This window comes from Flavobacterium niveum, assembly GCF_055231775.1.
Window position 1 is genome coordinate 1,000,972 of the sequence record NZ_JBUYSX010000001.1, and the last position, 20,598, is coordinate 1,021,569.

Genomic DNA, 20,598 nt, shown 5'->3' on the forward strand with positions numbered 1-20,598 from the left:
TTGATTGATTTAAAGGTCAGGATGCCCTAAGTCCGAAGCTTTTACACCCGTAAAGTGGTATCAGGCACTCTATAATGTCATATAACCCCGGACTTCCGGCTCCCTGTTAGTTGGTAATTAAAACGTCTACCTTTTTGGTGTTCTGCTTTTCGCTAAGCACCATACCGTCTTTCATAATGATAGTGCGTTGCGAAAACGACGCGTCATATTCAGAGTGGGTAACCATAAGTATGGTAGCGCCTTCGGCATGCAGGTCGGTAAGCAGTTCCATTACTTCGTTGCCGTTTTTACTGTCAAGGTTTCCGGTGGGTTCGTCGGCAAGTATTACTTTGGGGGCAGTTACCAGTGCCCTTGCTACCGCCACACGCTGTTGCTGCCCGCCCGACAGCTGTTGTGGATAATGTTTCAGCCTGTGGCTTATGGCAAGCCTTTCGGCGATGGCCTCCACTTTTTTCTTCCTTTCACTTGCCGGTACGTTGTTGTACACCAGTGGCAACTCTATATTGTCATATACTGAAAGCTCGTCAATCAGGTTAAAATTCTGGAAGATAAACCCGATGTTCTCCTTGCGTATTTTTGATTTTTCCGCTTCCTTCAGGCCTTTTATTTCTTTATCAAGAAGTTTATAGCTGCCCTCGTCAAAACCGTCAAGCAGGCCAATGATGTTAAGCAGGGTAGACTTACCACAACCCGAAGCGCCCATAATGGTTACAAATTCGCCTTTATTTACCTGTACAGATACGCCGTTTAGCGCACGGGTTTCCACCTCTTCGGTGCGGAATACTTTAGATAGGTTTTCAATTTTTATCATAACACTTTGTTTTTCTTAGGGGCCAGCAGCGGGTTGATTAGTCCTGCCGCCGTACCCGATTGGTTAATAATTAACGTTTACAGCTTGATGATGAACTCCGTATATTTTGTTTATTCTAAATTTAAAACTTCCACGTCTTTATAGTCGGTATAAGTGCTGGTTACCACCTGGTCGCCGGGTTTAAGGCCGCCCAGCACCTCATGGTATACCGGGTTTTCGCGACCCAGTTTTATGGTGCGGCGTTCTGCCTTGTTGCCGTTTACCACAAAGGCATATTTCCCTGCCGATTCCTCAGTAAACCTGCCTTTTGGCAACACAGCTATCTGTGCTTTTTCACTCAGCGTAAGCCTTACCCCAAAGCTAAGCCCCTGTTGTAGTGCCAGTTCTTTTTTGGTAACAAAATTAAGCTCGACGGTAAAACGGCCATTTTTTATCTCGGGGATTACCCGGGCTACTTCCACCTCAATTTCCTCGCCTTTAAAATCTACCTTGCCTTTCTGGCCTTTGGTAACACGCGACAGGTAAAATTCGTCCACTTCGGCTACCAGCTTATAGCCCTTCATAACATCTATTTTGCCGATGCTTTCCCCGGCCAGGTAGTTCTTGCCCAATACCGGCTCAAAAGACGTAAGCCTGCCAGATAGCGGCGCCGTTACCAAAAAGTTTTGTTTGTTGTTTCGCAGTATTTCAAGGCTTTTCATCATGGTGGCCTGGCTTTGGCTTATCTGGCCTATCTGTATGCGGTTGGCTTGTTTTTCCTTCTGCATGCTTTGCTGTATAATGCTTTTACGCTCCTTCTGGAACCTGAAGTTCTCCTGGGTCTTTTCCCATTCGTTCTTGCTCAGTATCTCCTGTTTATAAAGCTTTTCGTTAAGGTCGTACAGGTTTTTGGCATCCTGGTAGTCGTGGTCTATGGCAACCAGGTCTTTAGCCATGCTGAGTTCCTGGTTACGCAGGTCCAGCTTCGCCTTGTCCAGGTTGTTTATCTGTTCTATGATGCTTGTCTCCTGCGTCATGTAGTTCAGCTCCGTATTGGGGTTGTACAGCCTTGCCAATGGTTGTCCTTCTTTTACAAAATCGCCATTGGCAGCAAATATCTCTTTAATGGAACCACCTTCTACCACGTTTAGCAACATAGAGTTTAAAGGCTCTACCTTGGCCTGTACCACAATAAAATCTTCAAAAAATGCTTTCTCAACGGTTTTTATGGTTATTTCGTTTTTGTTTACGGTAAGGCTGCTCTTTTTGTTTGCCACACTATACAGCAGGTAAACCGTCCCTAAAAAAAGCGGCGCAGCAAGCAGCAGGTATAATTTTTTTTTATTTTTACGGGCAATGATGGTGTCCATTATTAATTTGTTTGCCTTACAGAATAACAATTTTGTGCCACAAATTAAAATTTCACAACCATCTGTTTTTCATAAAATTAAGTATTTATAAATGCCGGTTGGTGTCCGTTATCGGACACTGTTTGTCCGTAACAGCACACCCATGAAAAAAACACAGGCCCGTATCTTAATCATAGACGACCAGGAAGACATTCTTTTCGCCTCTAAAATGACGCTGAAAAAGCATTTTGAGGAGATTTTTACGCTTTCGGATCCTAAAAAAGCCGTACAAATGCTGGCTGAAAATGATATAGATGTGGTACTGCTGGACATGAATTACCGCATAGGTTTTGAAGACGGGCGCGAAGGGATTTACCTGTTGCGTGAAATCAAGACCCTTTCGCCGAATACGGTGGTCATATTAATGACGGCTTTTGGCAAGGTGGAAACCGCTGTAGAGGGGCTTAAACTTGGGGCATTTGATTATATCATGAAACCGTGGGACAACGATAAGCTGCTGGAAACCGTAAAGGCCGGCGTAGCACAAGCCCGCAAGGACAAAAAGAAAGAGACCGCCCAAAAACAGGACAACCGTTTTTTTATGGGGGAATCTGCCACGATAAAAAAAGCATACACATTAGCGCAAAGGGTAGCCAAAACCGATGCCAATGTGTTGATACTCGGTCAAAACGGTACAGGGAAGTACGTTATGGCGCATTACATCCACCAGGAAAGCAACCGCAAGGCAGGGCCTTTTGTACATTTGGATTTGGGTTCGCTTAACGAAAACCTGTTTGAAAGTGAACTTTTCGGCTATGCCAAAGGAGCTTTTACCGATGCCAAAACCGATACGCCCGGACGTTTTGAGGCTGCCGAAAACGGTACTATTTTCCTGGATGAAATAGGGAATGTGCCACTGCACCTGCAAACCAAACTGCTTCAGGTACTACAAAACAAACAGGTTACGCGTTTGGGAGAAGTGCGGCCAAGGGCGGTAAACGTACGGATCATTACCGCTACCAACGTTGACCTTGAAAAGGAAGTCGCCTTAAAAAACTTCAGGGAAGACTTGTACTACCGCATCAACACCATGCCTATAGAGTTGCCATTACTACGCGAAAGGCAGGAAGATTTGGTTCCGTTGGCACATTTCCTGCTGGAAAAAATGGCCGATAAGTACGATCGCAGCAACTTGTCCTTTAGCGATGATGCTCTGAAAAACATAAAGCTACACGGCTGGAACGGTAACATCCGCGAGATGGAAAACCGTATAGAACGTGCCGTGATACTAAGCGACGATACATTGATTACCGCCTCCGGTTTGGGACTGGAAAACATTTCGGGCCAACTGCTGCCCGATGATGCCCAGCTGAGCGACATAGAGAAAGCCACGATAGAAAAAGCATTGCGCAAGCACAACTATAATATTAGCAAAACCGCCGATGAGCTTGGCCTTTCGCGTGCGGCGCTGTACCGCAGGATAGAAAAACACGAGCTTGGTAAAACCGATTAACAGCAAATGACAAAAATCTATAAATCATTATTCCTGAGGCTGCTGCTTATTATAGGTACGGTGGCGGCCAGTTTTTATGCGTTTACGGTACACCTGCCATATACGGCCTGCTTTTTACTCCTGGTTTTTGTATTCATGCTGGTAGAGCTGTTCAGTTTTATGAACAATGCTTTCCTGTTTTATGACAAAACCATAAGCGCCATACTGAGCAATGATTTTTCGTCCGATTTCAGCCGCTATAACCGTTCGGGCGATTATAAGGAGCTGTTTAAACTCTACAATACCCTTAAAGATAAACAGCACGACCAGTTTACCAAAGAGCTGGTATACCGCTCCATACTAAACAATATTGAAACCGGGGTAGTTATCCTGAAACGCAGTGATGCTGATGGTGAAGTATTCCTGATGAACGATTATTTTTCAACCCTGTTTGGTGTACCGAAAGTAAGCCGCTGGAAATATATGAAGCAGCACTTGCCCGCCTTATGCAATGTTATTGAAGAACAGGGATTTGCCGACCTGCGTACTTCGGTGCAAATAAAAGTGGGCAACAGCGAGAGCCAGGCTTTTATGCTGCAAACCAATAATACCGAGGCTTTTGGCAGTTCGTATTACATTATATTGCTTGATTCCATACAGTCGGTGGTTGCCAAAAAGGAAAAGGATGCGTGGATAAACCTTATGAAGGTAATATCGCATGAGCTTATGAACTCTATAACGCCCATACATTCGCTTACGCAAAACCTGAATGAAATGGCCCTGCAGGAGGAGTTTACCAAAGACGACATACAGGACATGCGCCAAAGCCTTTCTACCATGATACACCGCAGCAACCACCTGCAAAACTTTATAGAAAGTTACCGCACACTGGCCATGCTGCCGCTGCCAGTAAAAAAGCCTGTGGATATTAACAACCTAGTGACTAATGTATTATCTGCTATGGCTCCGGTTTTAAAGGGAAATAACATTACTGTAGACAATACAATAACGGTTACAGAACCATTATTGCTGGATGAGCAACAAATGGAACAGGTGTTCATCAACCTGATAACCAACAGTATTTATGCCCTTGACGGCAAGCGTGATAAAAGGATAACCCTGTCGGCTGAAGTGCGCGCCAACAGGCTTTTCATCACCATTACCGATAACGGCCTGGGTATAGAAAAAGAAATTGAGGACAAAATCTTTATGCCGTTTTTCACGACCCGAAAACAGGGTGCAGGAATTGGCCTTACGCTATCTAAAAACATTATAGAAGGCCACGGCGGTTACCTTAATTACACTACCGAAGGAAACGAAACCAGCTTTGTAATTTGCCTGTTGCTACAGTAAGCGGCTATTTATAACAGTATGTACTTAACAATTGCGGCAGATAATTTCATAGAATGAAATGAGTGCCTTTTTTCGGTACACCTCTTTCGGGAACGCTATAGTGGCCTTACGCAGTGTGTTTTTTCCTTCTAAGGGTATTGCCCTCAGTTCAGGATAACCAAATAAAGAGCTGTCCATTAAAATGGTACTCCATTGCTTTGTCTTGGCCAGTTCTAATAGGCTGTGGATATCGTTGGTTTCCAGTTTTACATTCAGGCTTATGTTGTTTTCGGCAAGCATAGTGTCTAGTGACAGCCGTATACTGTAACCGGTAGATGGAAGCGCGAGCGGTATTGTAGCCGCCTTTTGCAATGAAACCTTTTTTAAATCGGCCCACGGATGCGATTCATGGATAATGAGGGAAAGACCTGCGCTGAACAATGCCGTTACATCCAGTGCACCGCCATTACCTGAAACAGGAAGGAAGGACAGCATGCAGTCAATTTCGTAATTATTCATTTTGTGTTGTAAATCGGCTGTCGAGCCAAATACAACCTTTACATGCACATCAGGAAACTCCCTGCTGAACTGCGCCAAAGATTGTATGAGCAATTCACTAAGCCCGTAAGTAGCGCCGATAATTATGGTGCCTGTTTTTTGGTTTTCCAAATCAAGCAGCGCCTGCTGCGCTTCTTCTGCTGCGCGTATTGTTTTTTTGGCGTGTGCCAGCATCATTTCCCCGGCTTCGGTGAGTTTTACCCGTTTGCCTACGCGGTCAAAAAGCGGGGTTTTCAATCCGGTTTCCAGTTCTTTTACCTGGTGCGAAAGCGTGCTTTGGGTAATAAACAATTCATCGGCAGCCTTTGTGAAGTTCAACAGCTCTGCGGCACGTACAAAATATTTTAACTGGCGGAGTTCCATGATACATTTCAATTTACTCCAAAGATAATAATCAATCGATAATTTCGATTGATTATATCTAAAAATATCGTTTTTAAGATTTAGTAATAGTGCAGAACTTTACAGTATTAATTTAAAAACAAAAAATCATGGAAATTCTGCAAACACCCGAAAATGCATTATCAGCCTCTGTAGTATCAGCTGTTATCAACGCACCAATTGAAAAAGTAAACATCGCCGACTGGCTGTTCTGCCTGCCTGATGCCGAGTACCAACGCTGCTCTGTAAACCACATTGCGGCGGGTATAACGTCAAATTTTGACGGCGATCCTATGTCCATTAATGTAGAGTATGTGGGCAATGCATTAGTTATACAACACTATGTAGCCACAGAATACCGTGCCGATTATTGCCGTATGCTGTCGGTTTCAGACACCATCACCGCTGCCGGGCGCTCTAAAGTGCAGGTGCTGTGGGAACTGAAAGCCGAACGTATAGATGAAAACACTACACGCTACATTAACAGCATCCATGCCACTGCCACACCTGAGTTTTTGGAGTTTATTAAAGCCAACAACATAACGCTGGCACAGGCCGCAAAAGCCAGGCAGGATGCATCTGATGCGCACAATCATGAAGAAACCCCGAACTTTGCCAAAAGCATTGAAAACAAAGCCCTGTATGGCAAATACAATCTGCCGTTTTAAGAGGCTTCACCGGGCTATTATGTGTACACAAATCACGTTGTATCTTTTTAGCTTTCCGAAGGAAAGCCTTTGTGTCCTGTTATAAGTTTACTAATTAATTTTGAGTAGCTTGGTGAAACGTTGTGCTTGCCTTAGCGTCCTTTGTGGTAAAATTTCGCGCAAAGGCGCCAAGCCGCTAAGATGTATATAAATGATGGATACAAAGACGGAACAATCCTCCAAAATAAAAAACCTGCTTAAAAACTAAGCAGGTTTTTTACATTGTATATATTGAGGTGTTTATTGGTTAGCCCCTCCGTTAACCAAAAGGTGTTGCCCGTTTACAAAAGACGAAAGCCCGCTCGCAAAGAATTCGGCTACGTTTGCTACGTCTTCTACTTCAGCCAGCCTTTGCATAGGGCAGCTGTCTACAAGCGATTTGCGCAACTCGGGGTAACTGTCTGCCTCAGCAAAAATACCCGAATGGTCTACCGCAAAAGGTATGATACTGTTAACCGTAACGCCGCGATGGCCTATTTCTTTAGACAGTACGTCTACCATATAGCGTGGGGTTGTTTTACTGCCGCCGTATACCGCCATGCCCGGTATAGGGAAGGCTGTGGTACTTGATGCAATGTAAATAATTCGCCCGTTGTCCTGCACTTTTTTGGCAGCCTGCTGCATGGTAAAATACGCCCCTTTGGTGTTGATGGAAAACAGGCGGTCAAACTGTTCTTCAGTAAACTCCGTTACCGGGGTTTCCACCATTTCTATACCGGCATTGGCCACTACAATGTCTATGGTACCAAAGGCTTTTGTGGCTTCGTCAAAAAGGCGCTCTATGTCGGCTACCTTGCTTACGTCGGCCTGTACGGCAATTACTTTTGCGCCCATGGCTTTTATGTTAGATACTACCTCGTCGGCCGATGCCTTATCGCGTGAATAGTTGATTACTATGTTGGCACCCAGTGCGGCATAGCGTTCTGCGATTGCTTTTCCCAGCCCGCGTGCAGAGCCGGTTATTATTGCTGTTTTGTTATATAAAGTGTTCATTGTAAAAAATTATTTAGATGTTTGAAATTGTTGTTTGTGAATGGCCCTCATACCGTAATCGTTGATTATGGCAAATGCAAAGCCGGCAAGTATTGGGATTAATAACTGTAAAATCGGAAGCGGCTCTAAAGGCGGGTGTACCCCAAAGAAAATGATAAGCCCCAGGAACCACGCCGGTATATTACCCAGCCCTTTTATTTTAGAAATGAAGGTCAGTGAGCCGATGAGCAGGAACACGGTTACAGGGAAACCCAATCCGCCGATGGCAGCTGTTAATGCACCGGACAGTGCACTCATGGCAACGCCCAAAAGGATGCCTGCCGATAGCTGTAGCAGGGTTTGCCCCGCTGAAGGGATGCTTTTGCCAAAAAGATAGTAACTAACCCAGGCAATAAACATAACCCAGGTGGGCCAGCCTGCCGAAAAAGATACCGTTGCGGCAACAGCGCCACACAGGCCCATTACCAAAGCTGTTAAAAGTGTTTTCATGATTATTGATGAATTAGGCCATACCGCCGTTAATACCTATGTTTTGTGCATTTATCCATTTGGCACCATCGCTGGCCAGGAATACCACCACTTCGGTAATATCTTCGGGTTCGCCAATGCGGTTGAATGGGTTTAGCGATGCCAGGCGGTCTATAACTTCCTGTGGTTTGCCTTTGGTAAACAGTTCGGTGTTAACCGGGCCGGGCGACACAGAGTTTACGTTAATACCACGGCCTACTTCTTTAGAAAACACGCGGGTTAGTTGCTCCACAGCCGATTTTGAGGCTACATACGTACCATAGCCCGGAAGCATAAGGCGGTTAACGCTGGTAGAGAAGTTGATGATACTACCGTTATCGGCCAGCTTGGTTGCGGCCTCACGAAGCGTATTGAATACCCCACGCACGTTGATGTCAAACTGGCGTGTGTATTCTTCGTCGGTAGTATCTTTAAGGGTTTTGGTAAGCATAATGCCTGCGTTGTTTACCAGCACGTCAATTTTCCCGAAGTGGTCTATGGCCTGGTCAAACAATGCTGTTACATCGGCAGGTTTGCTTACATCGGCTTGTAGGGCGATGGCTTCGCCGCCGTTTTGCGTTATACTTTCTACTACAGCATCGGCATCGGCCTTGCTGCCGGAATAGTTAACCACTACGCGGGCACCTTCGCCTGCTACGCGTTTTGCAATTGCTGCCCCTATACCTTTAGATGAACCTGTGATAAGGACAACTTTACCTGATAAATTTTTCATGATATTATTTTGTTTAAAATTATATCACAAAGGTAGGGCGGGGGTACAGGGTGGTTGTTGCGAGGGTTACAGCATGTGTTGCAAATATTACAGCATGGTGCTACAATTGCTTCCTGTATTCTGTAGGGCCTATGCTCGTATGCTTTTTAAAGTAGTTGCTAAAGTGCGCCGTTTCAGAAAAACCAAGGCGGTAGCTTATCTCCTTAACAGATAAGCCCGATTTTTCCAACAGCAGTTTTGCCTCAGCTATGGTTTTGTCGGCTATCCAGGTGGCTATGGGTTTTCCGGTTTTGCTTTTAATAACATTGCTCAGGTAGTTGGCATTAAGGTGCTGGGCATCGGCGTAGTCTTTTACCCGGTACAGGGTTTCTACCTTTCCGGCACTTACATCATGGTAATGTTTTTCCAGCAGTTGCTTAAACGCTTTTACAATTTGCGAACTGCGATTGCCTTCGTAAATGGGGTTGTATTCTTTCCAGAAATAATCGCGTATGCGGTAGAGCAGTACTGCGAGGAGGTGGCCTATTACCTTAGGGCTGTCGGGCGTGTTGTTTACAAATTCGGTATGGATATCGGTAAACAATTGGCCTGCTATGGCATAAAAACCGTCGTCTGCCACCTTTGGGCTTATGGTTTCGGTAAGCAGGAACGGGAAATCTTCAAATATTTCCTTGCTGATGTATTTTTTCAGGAAAGGCTCATCAAAGGTAATCAGGTAAATGTCGTTTACGCTTTCCCAGCTAAAGGTGCGGTAATTGCTGGGGTTGGTAAAATAAACCGATTTAGGTGCCACCTCAAAGGTATAATCATCAATGGTATATTTCCCTGCGCCGTCTTTTACAAACAGGAACGAAAAATAGTCAGGCCTGAAGGATGGCGACTCATACGGCAGTTGAAACCCTGAGTCCCTGAGGTTGTGTATGGTAAATCCGTCTAATGGTTTTACTAAATCCGCAGGAAGCCCAAGGTAATTATACAGTTCGTATAAAGAATGGGTTTGCAGCTTAGCTTGTTGTGCCTGTTTCATCCTGATGATTGTGTAAGGTAAAAGTACACAAATTTTGCACAGTGCTATTAAAAATACACCGGCTGTAAAACACCTTGAAATAACAAATAGCCGGGAGATATTCCATCTTCCGGCTATATTTATAAATAGTAAATGAACCTACAGTTTATTTCCTGCTGTAGGTAAGGTAACCACCATCGGCAGTAATATCGGTACCGCTTATATAACTTGCGGCATCAGAAGCAAGGAAGAGTACGGTGTTTGCAATTTCATCGGCAGTACCCAGGCGTTGCAGCCCGGTTAGCGATGCCATGTATGCTTTACCATCTTCATCCAGTACCGATTCTAATCCCGGTGTTTGTATAGGGCCCGGGCTTACAAGATTCACGCGGATTTTTCTTTCTGCCAGCTCATTTGCTGCTATCTGGGCAATTTTATTTAGTGCGCCTTTTGTAGATGAATATACACTGGTGCCTATATTAGCAGCTGAAGCCACTACCGATGAGGTAAATATTACCGACGAACCATCGGCAAGGTGTGGCAGCAGTTTTTGTAACGTAAAGAAGTGCCCTTTTACATTGGTATTAAATTGCGCATCAAAGTCGGCTTCGGTTACACTTTCTATTGGACCAAAGGTTGCAATGGCAGCATTCAGGAACAGTACATCCAGCTTGTTGCCGCTTTCTGTAACTGCTTTCTCCAAAGCGGCAATACCCTCAAAGTTAGAGGTATCAGATACCAGGGTTTTCAGGTTAGGGCTGTTTATTTCCTCAGCGGCCTTTTGCAGGTTGGCCGTGTTCCTGCCGGTAATCAGCACATTTGCACCTGCGTTTATAAAAGCTTTGGCAGTAGCCAGGCCTATGCCTGTAGTACCACCTGTTATCACTACTTTTTTATTTTCTAAACTCATTTTGTTTTTATTTATTAACAGTACAAACTTAATGTATGTTGATTAATTAATGTAACTTTGTAACTAAAAGTAACAGTAACTTTAGAGTAACAAGGTAACCTATGAGTGAAAATTTATGCCATAAAAAAGAGATAAGGGCCATCCATGATACTATGGATGTGCTGAGCGGTAAATGGAAAATATCTATTATATCGAGTATATGCTACTATAACCAAAGGCGCTTTTCAGACATGCTTGCCGACCTTAACGGTATTTCTAACAAACAGTTAAGCAAGGAACTAAAGGAGCTGGAGCAAAACAAACTTATAAAACGTACCGTACTGGATACCCAGCCCATATCGGTACAATATAACCTTACGGAATATGGCTGGTCGTTGCAAAGCCTTATCCACGACCTTGCGGACTGGGGGGTAAAACACCGCCAAATGATAATTGGGGAAACGGAAATGAATGTAAACCAGCCGCAACAATAACGCGGCCGGATGATGTAATTAAATTATGGAAACAACAAAAAAGGACATCGCTTATTCGATACTGGAGCTTGCTATAGTATCAAGTGGCGTAACGATAGAACAAACGTTTAAAAACAGTGTAGACCTTGCCCAAAAGGCAGAGGCTATGGGGTACAGCCGTTTATGGCTTGCCGAACACCATAACATGATTCATGTGGCCAGCGTGGCTACATCAATACTTATAGGCCACATAGCCGGTCACACAAAAAGCATCAGGGTAGGTTCGGGTGGTATTATGCTGCCCAACCATTCGCCGCTTATTGTGGCCGAGCAGTTTGGTACGCTGGGCAGGCTATACCCTAAACGTATTGATTTAGGACTGGGCCGAGCGCCGGGTACAGACCAGCTTACGGCACATGCCATACGCAGCGACAGGATGCAGGCGGTACACAATTTCCCCGGGGAAATAGAACAGATACAGGAATATTTTTCTGAGGAGAATGAATGGTCGCAGGTGCGTGCCGTGGTGGCCGAAGGTGTAGATGTGCCAATCTACATATTAGGCTCAAGCCTGGATAGTGCCCACCTTGCTGCTAAAATGGGCTTACCGTATGCCTTTGCCAGCCATTTTGCCACCGGGTTGCTGCATGAAGCCCTGGATATTTACAGGAAAGAGTTCCAGCCCTCTGCACACCTTGATAAACCGTATACTATAGCAGGTGTAAATGTTATCGCAGCTGATACTGATGATGAAGCTGAGCGTAACTTTACATCGCTCATCCGTATGTTCCTCGGAATTTTGACAGGAAAAAGGGAAGCGTTACAGCCACCTATGGAAATGACCGATGAGCTGATGATGATTCAGCATAACCCAGCCGTACGCGAGATGCTTAAATATTCGTTTGTAGGACGTAAGGAAGCAGTAGCCAAGCAACTGGATAAATTCCTGTTGGAAACCGGGGTAGATGAACTTATGGTAGTGTCTAACTTCCACGGGCATGATGACAGGTTAAAATCCTACAGCATACTGTCTGAGATAATAAAAGAGCGTAATAATTAACCGTATATTTGGTAAACAGTAAAAACAATCCATGAAAAAGATAGGATTTTTATCGTTCGGGCACTGGGCAGACCATCCGGCCTACCAAACCCGTACGGCAGCCGATACCCTGCTGCAGTCCATTGACCTGGCTGTAGCTGCCGAGGAGATAGGGGTAGACGGCGCCTACTACCGCGTGCACCATTTTGCACGGCAGTTGGCATCGCCTTTCCCGTTGCTTTCGGCTATTGGCGCCAAAACAAAGAAAATAGAGATAGGTACCGGTGTTATAGACATGCGGTACGAAAACCCATTGTATATGGTGGAAGATGCCGGTGCGGCCGACCTTATTTCTGAAGGGCGTTTGCAACTTGGTATCAGCCGTGGTTCGCCGGAGCAGGTTATAGATGGCTGGCGTTACTTTGGCTACGAGCCAGAACCCGGTGAAACCGATGCCGATATGGGGCGTAAAAAAGCCCTGGAGTTCCTTGAAAGGCTTAAAGGCAAGGGGTTTGCAGAGCCAAACCCATACCCGATGTTCCCGAATCCGCCGGGGCTGTTGCGACTGGAGCCGCATTCTGAGGGATTGCGTGAGCGTATCTGGTGGGGAGCGGCATCTAATGCAACAGCTGTCTGGGCTGCTGAAAACGGTATGTTCCTTCAAAGTTCAACCCTGAAGTTTGACGAGAATGGCAAACCGTTCCATATACAACAGGCTGAACAGATAAGGGCCTACAAGGAAGCATGGAAAGATGCCGGCCACACGAGAGAACCAAGGGTTTCGGTAAGCCGTTCCATTTTTGCGCTGGTTAATGATCAGGACAGGCTTTACTTTGGCCAGCAGGCTAAAGGGGCTGATAGTTTTGGCTATATAGAAAGCGACAAACGCGCTATTTTTGGGAAAAGCTATGCTGCTGAACCGGATAAACTTGTTGCAGAACTTGCACAGGATGAAGCGCTACAGGAAGCTGACACTATACTTTTAACCATACCGAATACGCTGGGTGTGGATTATAACATACACGTGCTTTCGGCTATATTAGAGCATGTAGCGCCTGCATTGGGCTGGAAGTAATTTAAACAGAAATAAAAACGACAAAGGTTGCCTCGAAATTGGGGCAACCTTTTTTTATTGGATTTTGGTGTGGGGATTTTTCAAGACATATACTTTGAGGAGTAAGCTTTTTTAGAAGTATTATTAGTATTTTTAGGTTAAAAAAACACATTATAAAATTTAATCTAACTAAAATTACATAGTGAATAATTTTTTAGGGAGTATATTTGCTAATTTACTATATTTATGCAAAAATAATATATATGCAGATTTTAGCATGCCCCAAATGCGGCGATAACCATATAGTTAAGAGCGGTATAATTAACGATAAGCAACGCTACCTGTGTAAAAAGTGTAAGTATTACTTCACCGTAAACAAGATTGGTAAAAAGATAGACAACTATTATGTTACTAAGGCATTGCAGCTCTACCTGGAAGGCCTTAGCTACCGTGAGATAGAGCGTATTATAGGTGTGTCGCACGTTACGGTGAGCAACTGGGTAAAGGAATTTAAGGTGAAAAAGCCATCGCACGGCGATTATCACCCTACGTATAAGATTTATAGCCATGCGGAAGTGGTGGAACACCTTAAAAATAAAGAGAACCTATCGGGCGCGGGCATGATTATTACTGAGCTGGGCGATAAGTTTATGCTTATAAAATGGGAGCGTTTTAAAGATTAGCTATACCTGTTTACAGCTGTATATATCAAAATTTCTCCCGTTCGTTACATTTTTGGAATTTGGCAGTAACAAACATAACGCTGCTCTATGAAACGAATTTCTCTACTGGCAGGATTATTACTGCTATCCTTAAAGGGCTTTTCGCAAGGCTCTACAGAATACGGTTCGGGGTTAAAATTTAACCTGAATGAAGACGGCTCTAAGTACATGCGGGTTATCGCCTGGAACCAGATATGGCTCCGCTCAAGTGAAATGAACCCCGGTACTATGATAAACGGCGAAGAAGCCACTACAAGTACTGATATAGGTAACCGAAGGCTAAGGGTGCTGCTGTATGCACAGATATCTAAACGCTATATGGTGCTTACCCACTTTGGGGTAAACAACCAGACGTTTACTAATGGCGGGGCGGTAAGTACAACGGGTACGGGCGGCTATGGCGCCGGTAAAAAACCGGGTATGTTTTTCCACGATGCGTGGAACGAATATGCTGTAGTATTGCCTGGCGAGGCTAACAAGTTCAGCCTGTCGCTGGGTGGCGGATTGCATTACTACATGGGGCTGTCGCGTATTACTATGGCCTCTACGCTTAATTTTTTAACTATAGATTCACCTATACTAAGTTGGCCGCTCATTGAAAACTCAGACCAGTTTGCCCGCCAGATGGGCATCTTTGCCAAGGGTAAGTACGGTAAGCTGGAGTACAGGTTCAGCTACAACAAGCCTTTTGCAACCAACCTTGTTCCTGTAGACGCGCCAAATGGCGATATAGCCGTAGCAGTAGACAACAACGGTAATACCAAATGGAGCAAGGCCGGGTATGTAGAATACCAGTTCCTGGACCAGGAATCGAATTTGTTGCCATACAAGGTGGGAAGCTACCTGGGTACCAAAAAGGTGTTTAACATAGGCGCAGGTTTTTATATGGCACCGGATGGTACACGTACTTCGGTAAACGGTACCCTTGAAAAGCACGACATCAATCTATTCTCAGCCGATGTTTTTGCCGATATGCCTATTGGAAAACCTGAAAACAAAATGGCGTTAACGGCATACAGTGTATTCTATAGCTACGATTTTGGCCCTAACTACCTGCGTAACCTGGGTATTATGAATGTGGGTGTGGCTAACCCTGCTTTTACCGGTGCCCCTGCAATGGCTGGCCCGGGTAATGCACAGCCTACCATAGGTTCGGGTAATATATGGTACACACAGGCCGGTGTGCTGTTGCCAAATGCTAACGAGAAACCGGCAGTGCGCATACAGCCGTTCGGGGCTTTTACCTACAAAAACTTTGAAGCGCTTGAAAAAGCCAGTACACAGTTTGACATAGGGGCCAACTTCTTTTTAGACGGGCACCATGCCAAAATTACCACCCAATACTCTACAAGGCCGGTGTATACTGCACCTGACTCCAGGACAAGCAAAGGCGAATTTATTCTTCAACTTCAAGTATATCTATAACACAAACACTTTACGCAAAACACATTATGAGTGAAAAATCAACAAAAGGAATCTGGAAGGTTATTACAGCCTCGTCCTTAGGAACATTGATTGAGTGGTACGACTTCTACATTTTCGGGAGCCTTGCCGTGGTTATTTCCACCAAATTTTTCCCGGCAGATAACCCTACGGCGGCATTCCTGTCTACACTGGCCACCTTTGCCGCAGGTTTTGTGGTAAGGCCGTTCGGGGCGCTGTTTTTTGGCCGCCTGGGTGATTTGATAGGCCGTAAGTATACCTTTATGGTTACGCTGCTGCTTATGGGTGGAGCCACGTTTTTAATAGGCTGTATACCCAGTTATGAAACCATAGGCTTTATGGCGCCGCTGCTGGTGCTGCTGCTAAGGTTGCTACAGGGCCTTGCACTGGGAGGTGAATATGGTGGTGCTGCCACTTACGTAGCCGAACACGCACCGAAAGGGGAGAGGGGCTACTGGACATCGTGGATACAAACCACGGCTACCTTCGGACTTTTTATTTCGCTTATGGTAATCCTTATTACAAGGGGCAGCCTGAGCAGTGAAGCCTTTGACGAGTGGGGCTGGAGGGTACCGTTCTGGATTTCGATACTTATGGTAATCGTGTCGTACATCATCAGGAAAAACATGCACGAATCGCCTGTGTTTGCTAAGGCAAAGGCAGAAGGTAAAACTACCACAAACCCATTAAAGGAAAGTTTTGGCAACAAATACAACCTTAAGTTTGTACTCCTTGCGCTGTTTGGTGCTGCTATGGGCCAGGGTGTGGTGTGGTACACGGGCCAGTTTTATGCCATGAGTTTCCTTAAAACGGTAATGTTTGTAGATTCATCTCAGGTAGACGGGCTATTGGGTATTGCGCTGCTGTTTGGCACACCGTTTTTTGTGGTGTTTGGCTGGTTGAGTGATAAAATAGGCCGCAAAACCATTATGATGCTGGGTATGCTGGCAGCTATATTACTGTACAGGCCCATATATGATAAAATGTACACCACTACCGATGTGGCGCTTAAAACTGAAGTTGCCGAGAAATCACTTATCAGTAAATCTGTAAAAGACCTTGGTGAGGGCAAAAGCGATTCCATCTACGATATTTCGAAGGAATATACCGACGGCACCAAGTTTAAACAGCTAAAAACCGTACATTTAGAAAACGGGCAGCCTATAATGGTAGACGGAAAAGCCAAAACGGATATTAAGACCACTGTTGAAATCAATGATTTTGATAAATGGTCGCTGATATTCCTGGTGTTTATACAGGTAATTTTTGTAACCATGGTTTACGGGCCTATAGCGGCATTCCTTGTGGAAATGTTCCCGGTAAAAATACGCTACACATCCATGTCGCTGCCATACCACGTGGGTAACGGTATCTTCGGTGGATTGCTTCCGGCAATATCTACTTACCTGGCTACCAATGCCAAGAATGCGGGTGATGCCAAGTTTTACCTTGAAGGGCTTTGGTACCCGATAATTATTGCCGCCATAAGCTTTGTAATAGGCATGGTATACCTTAAGAGAAAAAATAATATTGACCACGATTAATCTGTCTGAATATGAAAGCATTAAAAAGAATACTTGGCATAGTATGGCTGGCTCTTGCCGCCGCAGCCGCATACTTTTGCATTATTGAATTTGGTTTGCCAAAGTTTTCCACCGGCAAGCAGGACGACCTGGTGTTTGGTATAATCATACTATGTGTACTTACACCACTTATTGTACTTGGCCTGGGCACTTTTGGGGTGTATGCGCTAAAAGGCGAATATGATGATGTGTAATTAATTTATTTTCCATAATTTACCATAGCCTCCTGTAAGGGGGCTATGGCATTTTTATTTATATGAAAAAAAGGCACGAACAAAAACTAATAATACTGGCCATACTGCTGCTCATGGCATTTAACTTACCGCTGCTGCTTATTTTCGACAGTTCGCAGGCTATAAGGGGCATACCGGTTATTTATGTATACCTGTTTTCGGTATGGCTGCTGGGCGTATTGTTAAGCTATATAATAGTAAAAAAGTATTATGAGTAGTGCTGTTTTATTGCTCATCCTGTCGCTGTACCTGGCACTGCTGTTTTATGTGGCGCACTGGGCCGAAAAGAAAAACAATTCCCGCTGGGCAAATAACCCTTATGTATATACGCTGTCGTTAGCGGTGTATTGCTCTGCATGGACGTACTATGGCAGCATAGGTGTGGCGGCCACATCGGGGCTAAGCTACCTGCCCACTTACATTGGCCCCATTATAGGCATACCGGCGTGGATTATTATCCTCCGCAAAATAATCAGGATATCGCGGGTGAATAAAATATCCAGCATTGCCGACTTTATATCCCTCCGTTATGGCAACAGCCGTTTCCTTGGCGCACTGGTTACACTAACCTGCCTTTTTGGTATTATCCCTTATATATCATTACAGCTAAAGGCCATTTCAGAAACTTTTCACGTGGTGACACGTACCTCCGTGCATTCTGATATATTTAGCGATACCACTACCTACGTAGCCGTAGCACTGGCACTGTTTGCGTCCTATTATGGCACCCGCTATGTAGATGCTTCTGAGAAACGTAAAGGGATAGTAACGGCTGTAGCGCTCGAAAGCCTGCTGAAACTGTTCTTCTTTGTATTGGTAGGGCTGTATGTAACATTTTACGTTTTTGACGGATTCGATGATATTTATGCCAAAGCATCGGTACTTGAGGATTTCGCTGCAAAAAATACCATAGGCGGGCTGCCACAAGCCATAAACTGGTTCTTTTTGTGTATGACGTCGTTGTTTGCTATTTTCCTGTTGCCCCGCCAGTTCCAGATGGGCGTGGTAGAAAACAACCGCGAAAACCATATAAAAGTTGCCCTGTGGCTGTTCCCGCTGTACCTGCTGATAATCAATATATTTGTATTCCCTATAGCATGGGGCGGCAACATCCTTTTTAAAGATACTACTGCCAACCCCGACACTTATTCGTTGCTGATACCGCAGTTTTTTGACAACACTACCATTACCGTATTGGTATTTTTGGGTGGGTTTTCGGCGGCTATATCCATGATAGTGGTGGCATCCATCAGCCTCAGTACCATGCTGAGTAATAACATTATTATACCTTACGGCTTTTTGGGGACGCTGCAATCGGGCAATCCTCAGGATAACAACAAGCGTATTGTAAACATCCGTAAGGTGGGCATATTCAGCCTTATTATTATCTCGTATTTTATTTACCGTATGGTAGCGTTAGATTACGGTTTGGTGTCCATAGGGCTTGTTGCATTTGTAATCATTTCGCAGTTGGCACCGTCGTTCTTTGGTGCATTGTTCTGGAGGAGGGCATCACGCCTTGGTGCTATATGGGGCCTTATAATTGGCTTTACAGTCTGCACCTACACCATGCTTATACCTTATGTAACCGGTGCAGTAAATGCCGATAGCGGGTTTATAAATAAGGGTTTGTTTGGCATCGCATTATTAAAACCGTTCGCACTTTTCGGGCTGGATTACCTTAACCCGATAGCCCATGCGTTTTTCTGGAGTATGCTGGCCAATGTATTCACCTATATGGCGGTTTCGGTGAGCTTTAAAGGCAACTACCGCGAGCGCAACTATGCCGAAATGTTTATAGATGTAGACAAATACATTACCATGCATGAAAATGCTTTTATATGGAAGGGCACCGCTTATACGTCTGATATTTTGAAAGTAGTAAAGCGCTTTTTGGGTGAAGAACGTACGGCGAGGGCGTTTAAGCTCTTTAACCTTAAATATGGTGTGGAGAATGACAGGGAACTGGCCGATGCCCGCCTTATTAAGTTTGCCGAGAACCTGCTTACGGGGCATATTGGTACGGCTTCCGCCAAAATTTTAATATCCAGTGTGGTTAAGGAAGAGAAGATTACATTGCCTGAAGTACTGCGTATACTGGAAGAGTCGCAGGAGAATATTACCATCAATAAAAAGCTCACCGAAACCTCTATAGAACTGAAAGCCGCCACCAACCAGCTACAGGCCGCCAATGAAAAACTGTTGTGGAAAGACCGCCAGAAAGACGAGTTCCTGGATACCGTAACCCACGAGCTGCGTACACCCATAACCGCGATTAAGGCCGCAGGCGAAATATTGTACGAAGACGACGATATACCCGATGATATGAGGCGGCAGTTTTTGCAGAACATCATCTCCGAATCGGATAGGCTTAACCGTTTGATAGATAAGATACTCGACCTGGAGAAATTTGAGACCGGCAAACAGAAAATAAATATTGGCCTGCATAACCTTACCGCTACTATAGTCAATGCACTTGAACCCTTGCAACAGCTTATCCGTAATAAGGGTATTGCTGTAGTTTTTGATGATAATAACAGGGTAGAGGCAGAATATGATGAAGACCGCCTGATACAGGTTATTACCAACCTGATTTCAAATGCCATTAAATTTTGTCCTGAAACCGGGGGTATTATCAGCATTTATATAGAAACCGGAACGGACAGTATTAAGGCTGTAATAAACGATAACGGTAAGGGGATCAAGGCAGAAGATATAGAGAATGTTTTTGATAAGTTTTACCAGTCTACCAACCAGAATATTAAAAAACCTGTGGGCAGTGGGCTTGGGCTGGCCATTACCCGCCAGATTATAGAATACCATAAAGGTAAAATTTGGGCAGAAAACAGGACTGAAGGCGGTGCAAGTATTATCTTTACACTACCAAAACAGCAAACCGAGAAAGAATGAAAAAGATTTTGATTGTCGATGACGAACCTAACATAGTAATGTCGCTTGAATATACCTTCAGGAAAAGCGGTTACGAGGTATTTATAGCCCGCGACGGGCAGGAGGCGCTGGACTTACTGCAAAACAAAATACCCGACCTGATAATGCTTGACGTAATGATGCCGATGGTAGATGGTTTTGCAACCATTGAGGCCATAAAGCAGGATGAAAGGTTAAGCGGGTGTAAAGTAGTTTTCCTTTCGGCAAAGAACAAGGAAAGCGATATAGAAAAGGGTTTATCCCTTGGGGCTAACCTGTACATTACCAAGCCTTTTTCTTTAAAAAAACTGGTGGAGCAGGTTAACGGTTTACTGGCGGAATAGTGTATAGTATTTTAGCATAAATACATGATGTTTTCAGGGTAA

At 44.6% G+C, this 20,598-nt stretch carries 21 protein-coding genes; 13 read left to right on the plus strand and 8 right to left on the minus strand.

Annotated features, from left to right (window positions below):
* Positions 1 to 106 precede the first annotated feature (106 nt).
* Together ACZIX4_RS04070 and ACZIX4_RS04075 are read right to left on the minus strand one after the other, a co-directional pair.
* Positions 107 to 811 carry an ABC transporter ATP-binding protein gene (locus ACZIX4_RS04070; protein ID WP_463334331.1) on the minus strand — a complete coding sequence of 235 codons (705 nt, stop codon included), beginning with the start codon at positions 809 to 811 and terminating at the stop codon, positions 107 to 109.
* Positions 812 to 921: 110 nt separating this feature from the next.
* Positions 922 to 2,160, minus strand: a complete 1,239-nt coding sequence (locus tag ACZIX4_RS04075) for an efflux RND transporter periplasmic adaptor subunit (RefSeq protein ID WP_463334332.1) — start codon at positions 2,158 to 2,160, stop codon at positions 922 to 924.
* A gap of 142 nt (positions 2,161 to 2,302) precedes the next feature.
* Here ACZIX4_RS04075 and ACZIX4_RS04080 point away from each other — a divergent pair, with 142 nt between their 5' ends.
* Both ACZIX4_RS04080 and ACZIX4_RS04085 read left to right on the plus strand, forming a co-directional pair.
* Positions 2,303 to 3,652, plus strand: coding sequence for a sigma-54-dependent transcriptional regulator (locus ACZIX4_RS04080; protein ID WP_463334333.1), 1,350 nt, complete (start codon positions 2,303 to 2,305; stop codon positions 3,650 to 3,652).
* 6 nt (positions 3,653 to 3,658) lie between these two features.
* Positions 3,659 to 4,984 (plus strand): sensor histidine kinase, encoded by a 1,326-nt coding sequence (locus ACZIX4_RS04085; protein ID WP_463334334.1) that lies wholly within the window; start codon positions 3,659 to 3,661, stop codon positions 4,982 to 4,984.
* 24 nt (positions 4,985 to 5,008) lie between these two features.
* On the opposite strand, the gene ACZIX4_RS04090 is transcribed toward ACZIX4_RS04085, so the two are convergent.
* On the minus strand, positions 5,009 to 5,884 hold the full coding sequence (locus ACZIX4_RS04090; RefSeq protein ID WP_463334335.1) for a LysR family transcriptional regulator: 876 nt from the start codon (positions 5,882 to 5,884) through the stop codon (positions 5,009 to 5,011).
* 128 nt (positions 5,885 to 6,012) lie between these two features.
* On the opposite strand from ACZIX4_RS04090, the gene ACZIX4_RS04095 reads away from it, so the two are divergent.
* On the plus strand, positions 6,013 to 6,570 hold the full coding sequence (locus tag ACZIX4_RS04095) for a hypothetical protein (RefSeq protein ID WP_463334336.1): 558 nt from the start codon (positions 6,013 to 6,015) through the stop codon (positions 6,568 to 6,570).
* A 279-nt stretch (positions 6,571 to 6,849) separates the two neighbouring features.
* Here ACZIX4_RS04095 and ACZIX4_RS04100 read toward each other — a convergent pair whose 3' ends face one another.
* The 5 genes from ACZIX4_RS04100 to ACZIX4_RS04120 all read right to left on the minus strand — a co-directional run bounded on the left by ACZIX4_RS04100 (position 6,850) and on the right by ACZIX4_RS04120 (position 10,758).
* Entirely contained in the window at positions 6,850 to 7,602 is a 753-nt protein-coding gene (locus ACZIX4_RS04100) for an SDR family oxidoreductase (RefSeq protein WP_463334337.1), read from the minus strand.
* 9 nt (positions 7,603 to 7,611) lie between these two features.
* Positions 7,612 to 8,091, minus strand: a complete 480-nt coding sequence (locus tag ACZIX4_RS04105; RefSeq protein WP_463334338.1) for a DUF1097 domain-containing protein — start codon at positions 8,089 to 8,091, stop codon at positions 7,612 to 7,614.
* Positions 8,092 to 8,104: 13 nt separating this feature from the next.
* The gene (locus tag ACZIX4_RS04110) at positions 8,105 to 8,842 is read right to left on the minus strand and encodes an SDR family oxidoreductase (protein WP_463334339.1); all 738 of its coding nucleotides are present in this window, start codon (positions 8,840 to 8,842) and stop codon (positions 8,105 to 8,107) included.
* Between the two features lie 100 nt (positions 8,843 to 8,942).
* A complete protein-coding gene (locus tag ACZIX4_RS04115) occupies positions 8,943 to 9,869 on the minus strand; it encodes a helix-turn-helix domain-containing protein (RefSeq protein WP_463334340.1) in 927 nt (308 codons plus the stop codon).
* Positions 9,870 to 10,014: 145 nt separating this feature from the next.
* Complete coding sequence (locus ACZIX4_RS04120) at positions 10,015 to 10,758, minus strand: SDR family NAD(P)-dependent oxidoreductase (protein WP_463334341.1); 744 nt, start codon at positions 10,756 to 10,758, stop codon at positions 10,015 to 10,017.
* A 101-nt stretch (positions 10,759 to 10,859) separates the two neighbouring features.
* Here ACZIX4_RS04120 and ACZIX4_RS04125 point away from each other — a divergent pair, with 101 nt between their 5' ends.
* From ACZIX4_RS04125 to ACZIX4_RS04170, 10 genes are all read left to right on the plus strand, one after another.
* A complete protein-coding gene (locus ACZIX4_RS04125; RefSeq protein ID WP_463334342.1) occupies positions 10,860 to 11,231 on the plus strand; it encodes a winged helix-turn-helix transcriptional regulator in 372 nt (123 codons plus the stop codon).
* A 25-nt stretch (positions 11,232 to 11,256) separates the two neighbouring features.
* Positions 11,257 to 12,270, plus strand: a complete 1,014-nt coding sequence (locus ACZIX4_RS04130; RefSeq protein ID WP_463334343.1) for an LLM class flavin-dependent oxidoreductase — start codon at positions 11,257 to 11,259, stop codon at positions 12,268 to 12,270.
* A 31-nt stretch (positions 12,271 to 12,301) separates the two neighbouring features.
* Positions 12,302 to 13,324, plus strand: coding sequence for an LLM class flavin-dependent oxidoreductase (locus ACZIX4_RS04135; RefSeq protein ID WP_463334344.1), 1,023 nt, complete (start codon positions 12,302 to 12,304; stop codon positions 13,322 to 13,324).
* 242 nt (positions 13,325 to 13,566) lie between these two features.
* Positions 13,567 to 13,986, plus strand: a complete 420-nt coding sequence (locus tag ACZIX4_RS04140) for an IS1/IS1595 family N-terminal zinc-binding domain-containing protein (protein ID WP_463334345.1) — start codon at positions 13,567 to 13,569, stop codon at positions 13,984 to 13,986.
* A gap of 87 nt (positions 13,987 to 14,073) precedes the next feature.
* Positions 14,074 to 15,450: a porin gene (locus ACZIX4_RS04145; RefSeq protein WP_463334346.1), complete on the plus strand. Its 1,377-nt coding sequence runs from the start codon at positions 14,074 to 14,076 to the stop codon at positions 15,448 to 15,450.
* A gap of 26 nt (positions 15,451 to 15,476) precedes the next feature.
* Positions 15,477 to 17,012 (plus strand): MFS transporter, encoded by a 1,536-nt coding sequence (locus tag ACZIX4_RS04150; protein WP_463334347.1) that lies wholly within the window; start codon positions 15,477 to 15,479, stop codon positions 17,010 to 17,012.
* An 11-nt stretch (positions 17,013 to 17,023) separates the two neighbouring features.
* Complete coding sequence (locus tag ACZIX4_RS04155; protein WP_463334348.1) at positions 17,024 to 17,245, plus strand: DUF6814 family protein; 222 nt, start codon at positions 17,024 to 17,026, stop codon at positions 17,243 to 17,245.
* A 62-nt stretch (positions 17,246 to 17,307) separates the two neighbouring features.
* Positions 17,308 to 17,502, plus strand: coding sequence for a hypothetical protein (locus tag ACZIX4_RS04160; RefSeq protein WP_463334349.1), 195 nt, complete (start codon positions 17,308 to 17,310; stop codon positions 17,500 to 17,502).
* Positions 17,495 to 20,194 carry an ATP-binding protein gene (locus tag ACZIX4_RS04165; protein WP_463334350.1) on the plus strand — a complete coding sequence of 900 codons (2,700 nt, stop codon included), beginning with the start codon at positions 17,495 to 17,497 and terminating at the stop codon, positions 20,192 to 20,194. Before ACZIX4_RS04160 ends, ACZIX4_RS04165 begins: the two co-directional genes overlap by 8 nt.
* Positions 20,191 to 20,556 carry a response regulator transcription factor gene (locus ACZIX4_RS04170; RefSeq protein ID WP_463334351.1) on the plus strand — a complete coding sequence of 122 codons (366 nt, stop codon included), beginning with the start codon at positions 20,191 to 20,193 and terminating at the stop codon, positions 20,554 to 20,556. Before ACZIX4_RS04165 ends, ACZIX4_RS04170 begins: the two co-directional genes overlap by 4 nt.
* The last annotated feature ends 42 nt before the right edge of the window (positions 20,557 to 20,598 follow it).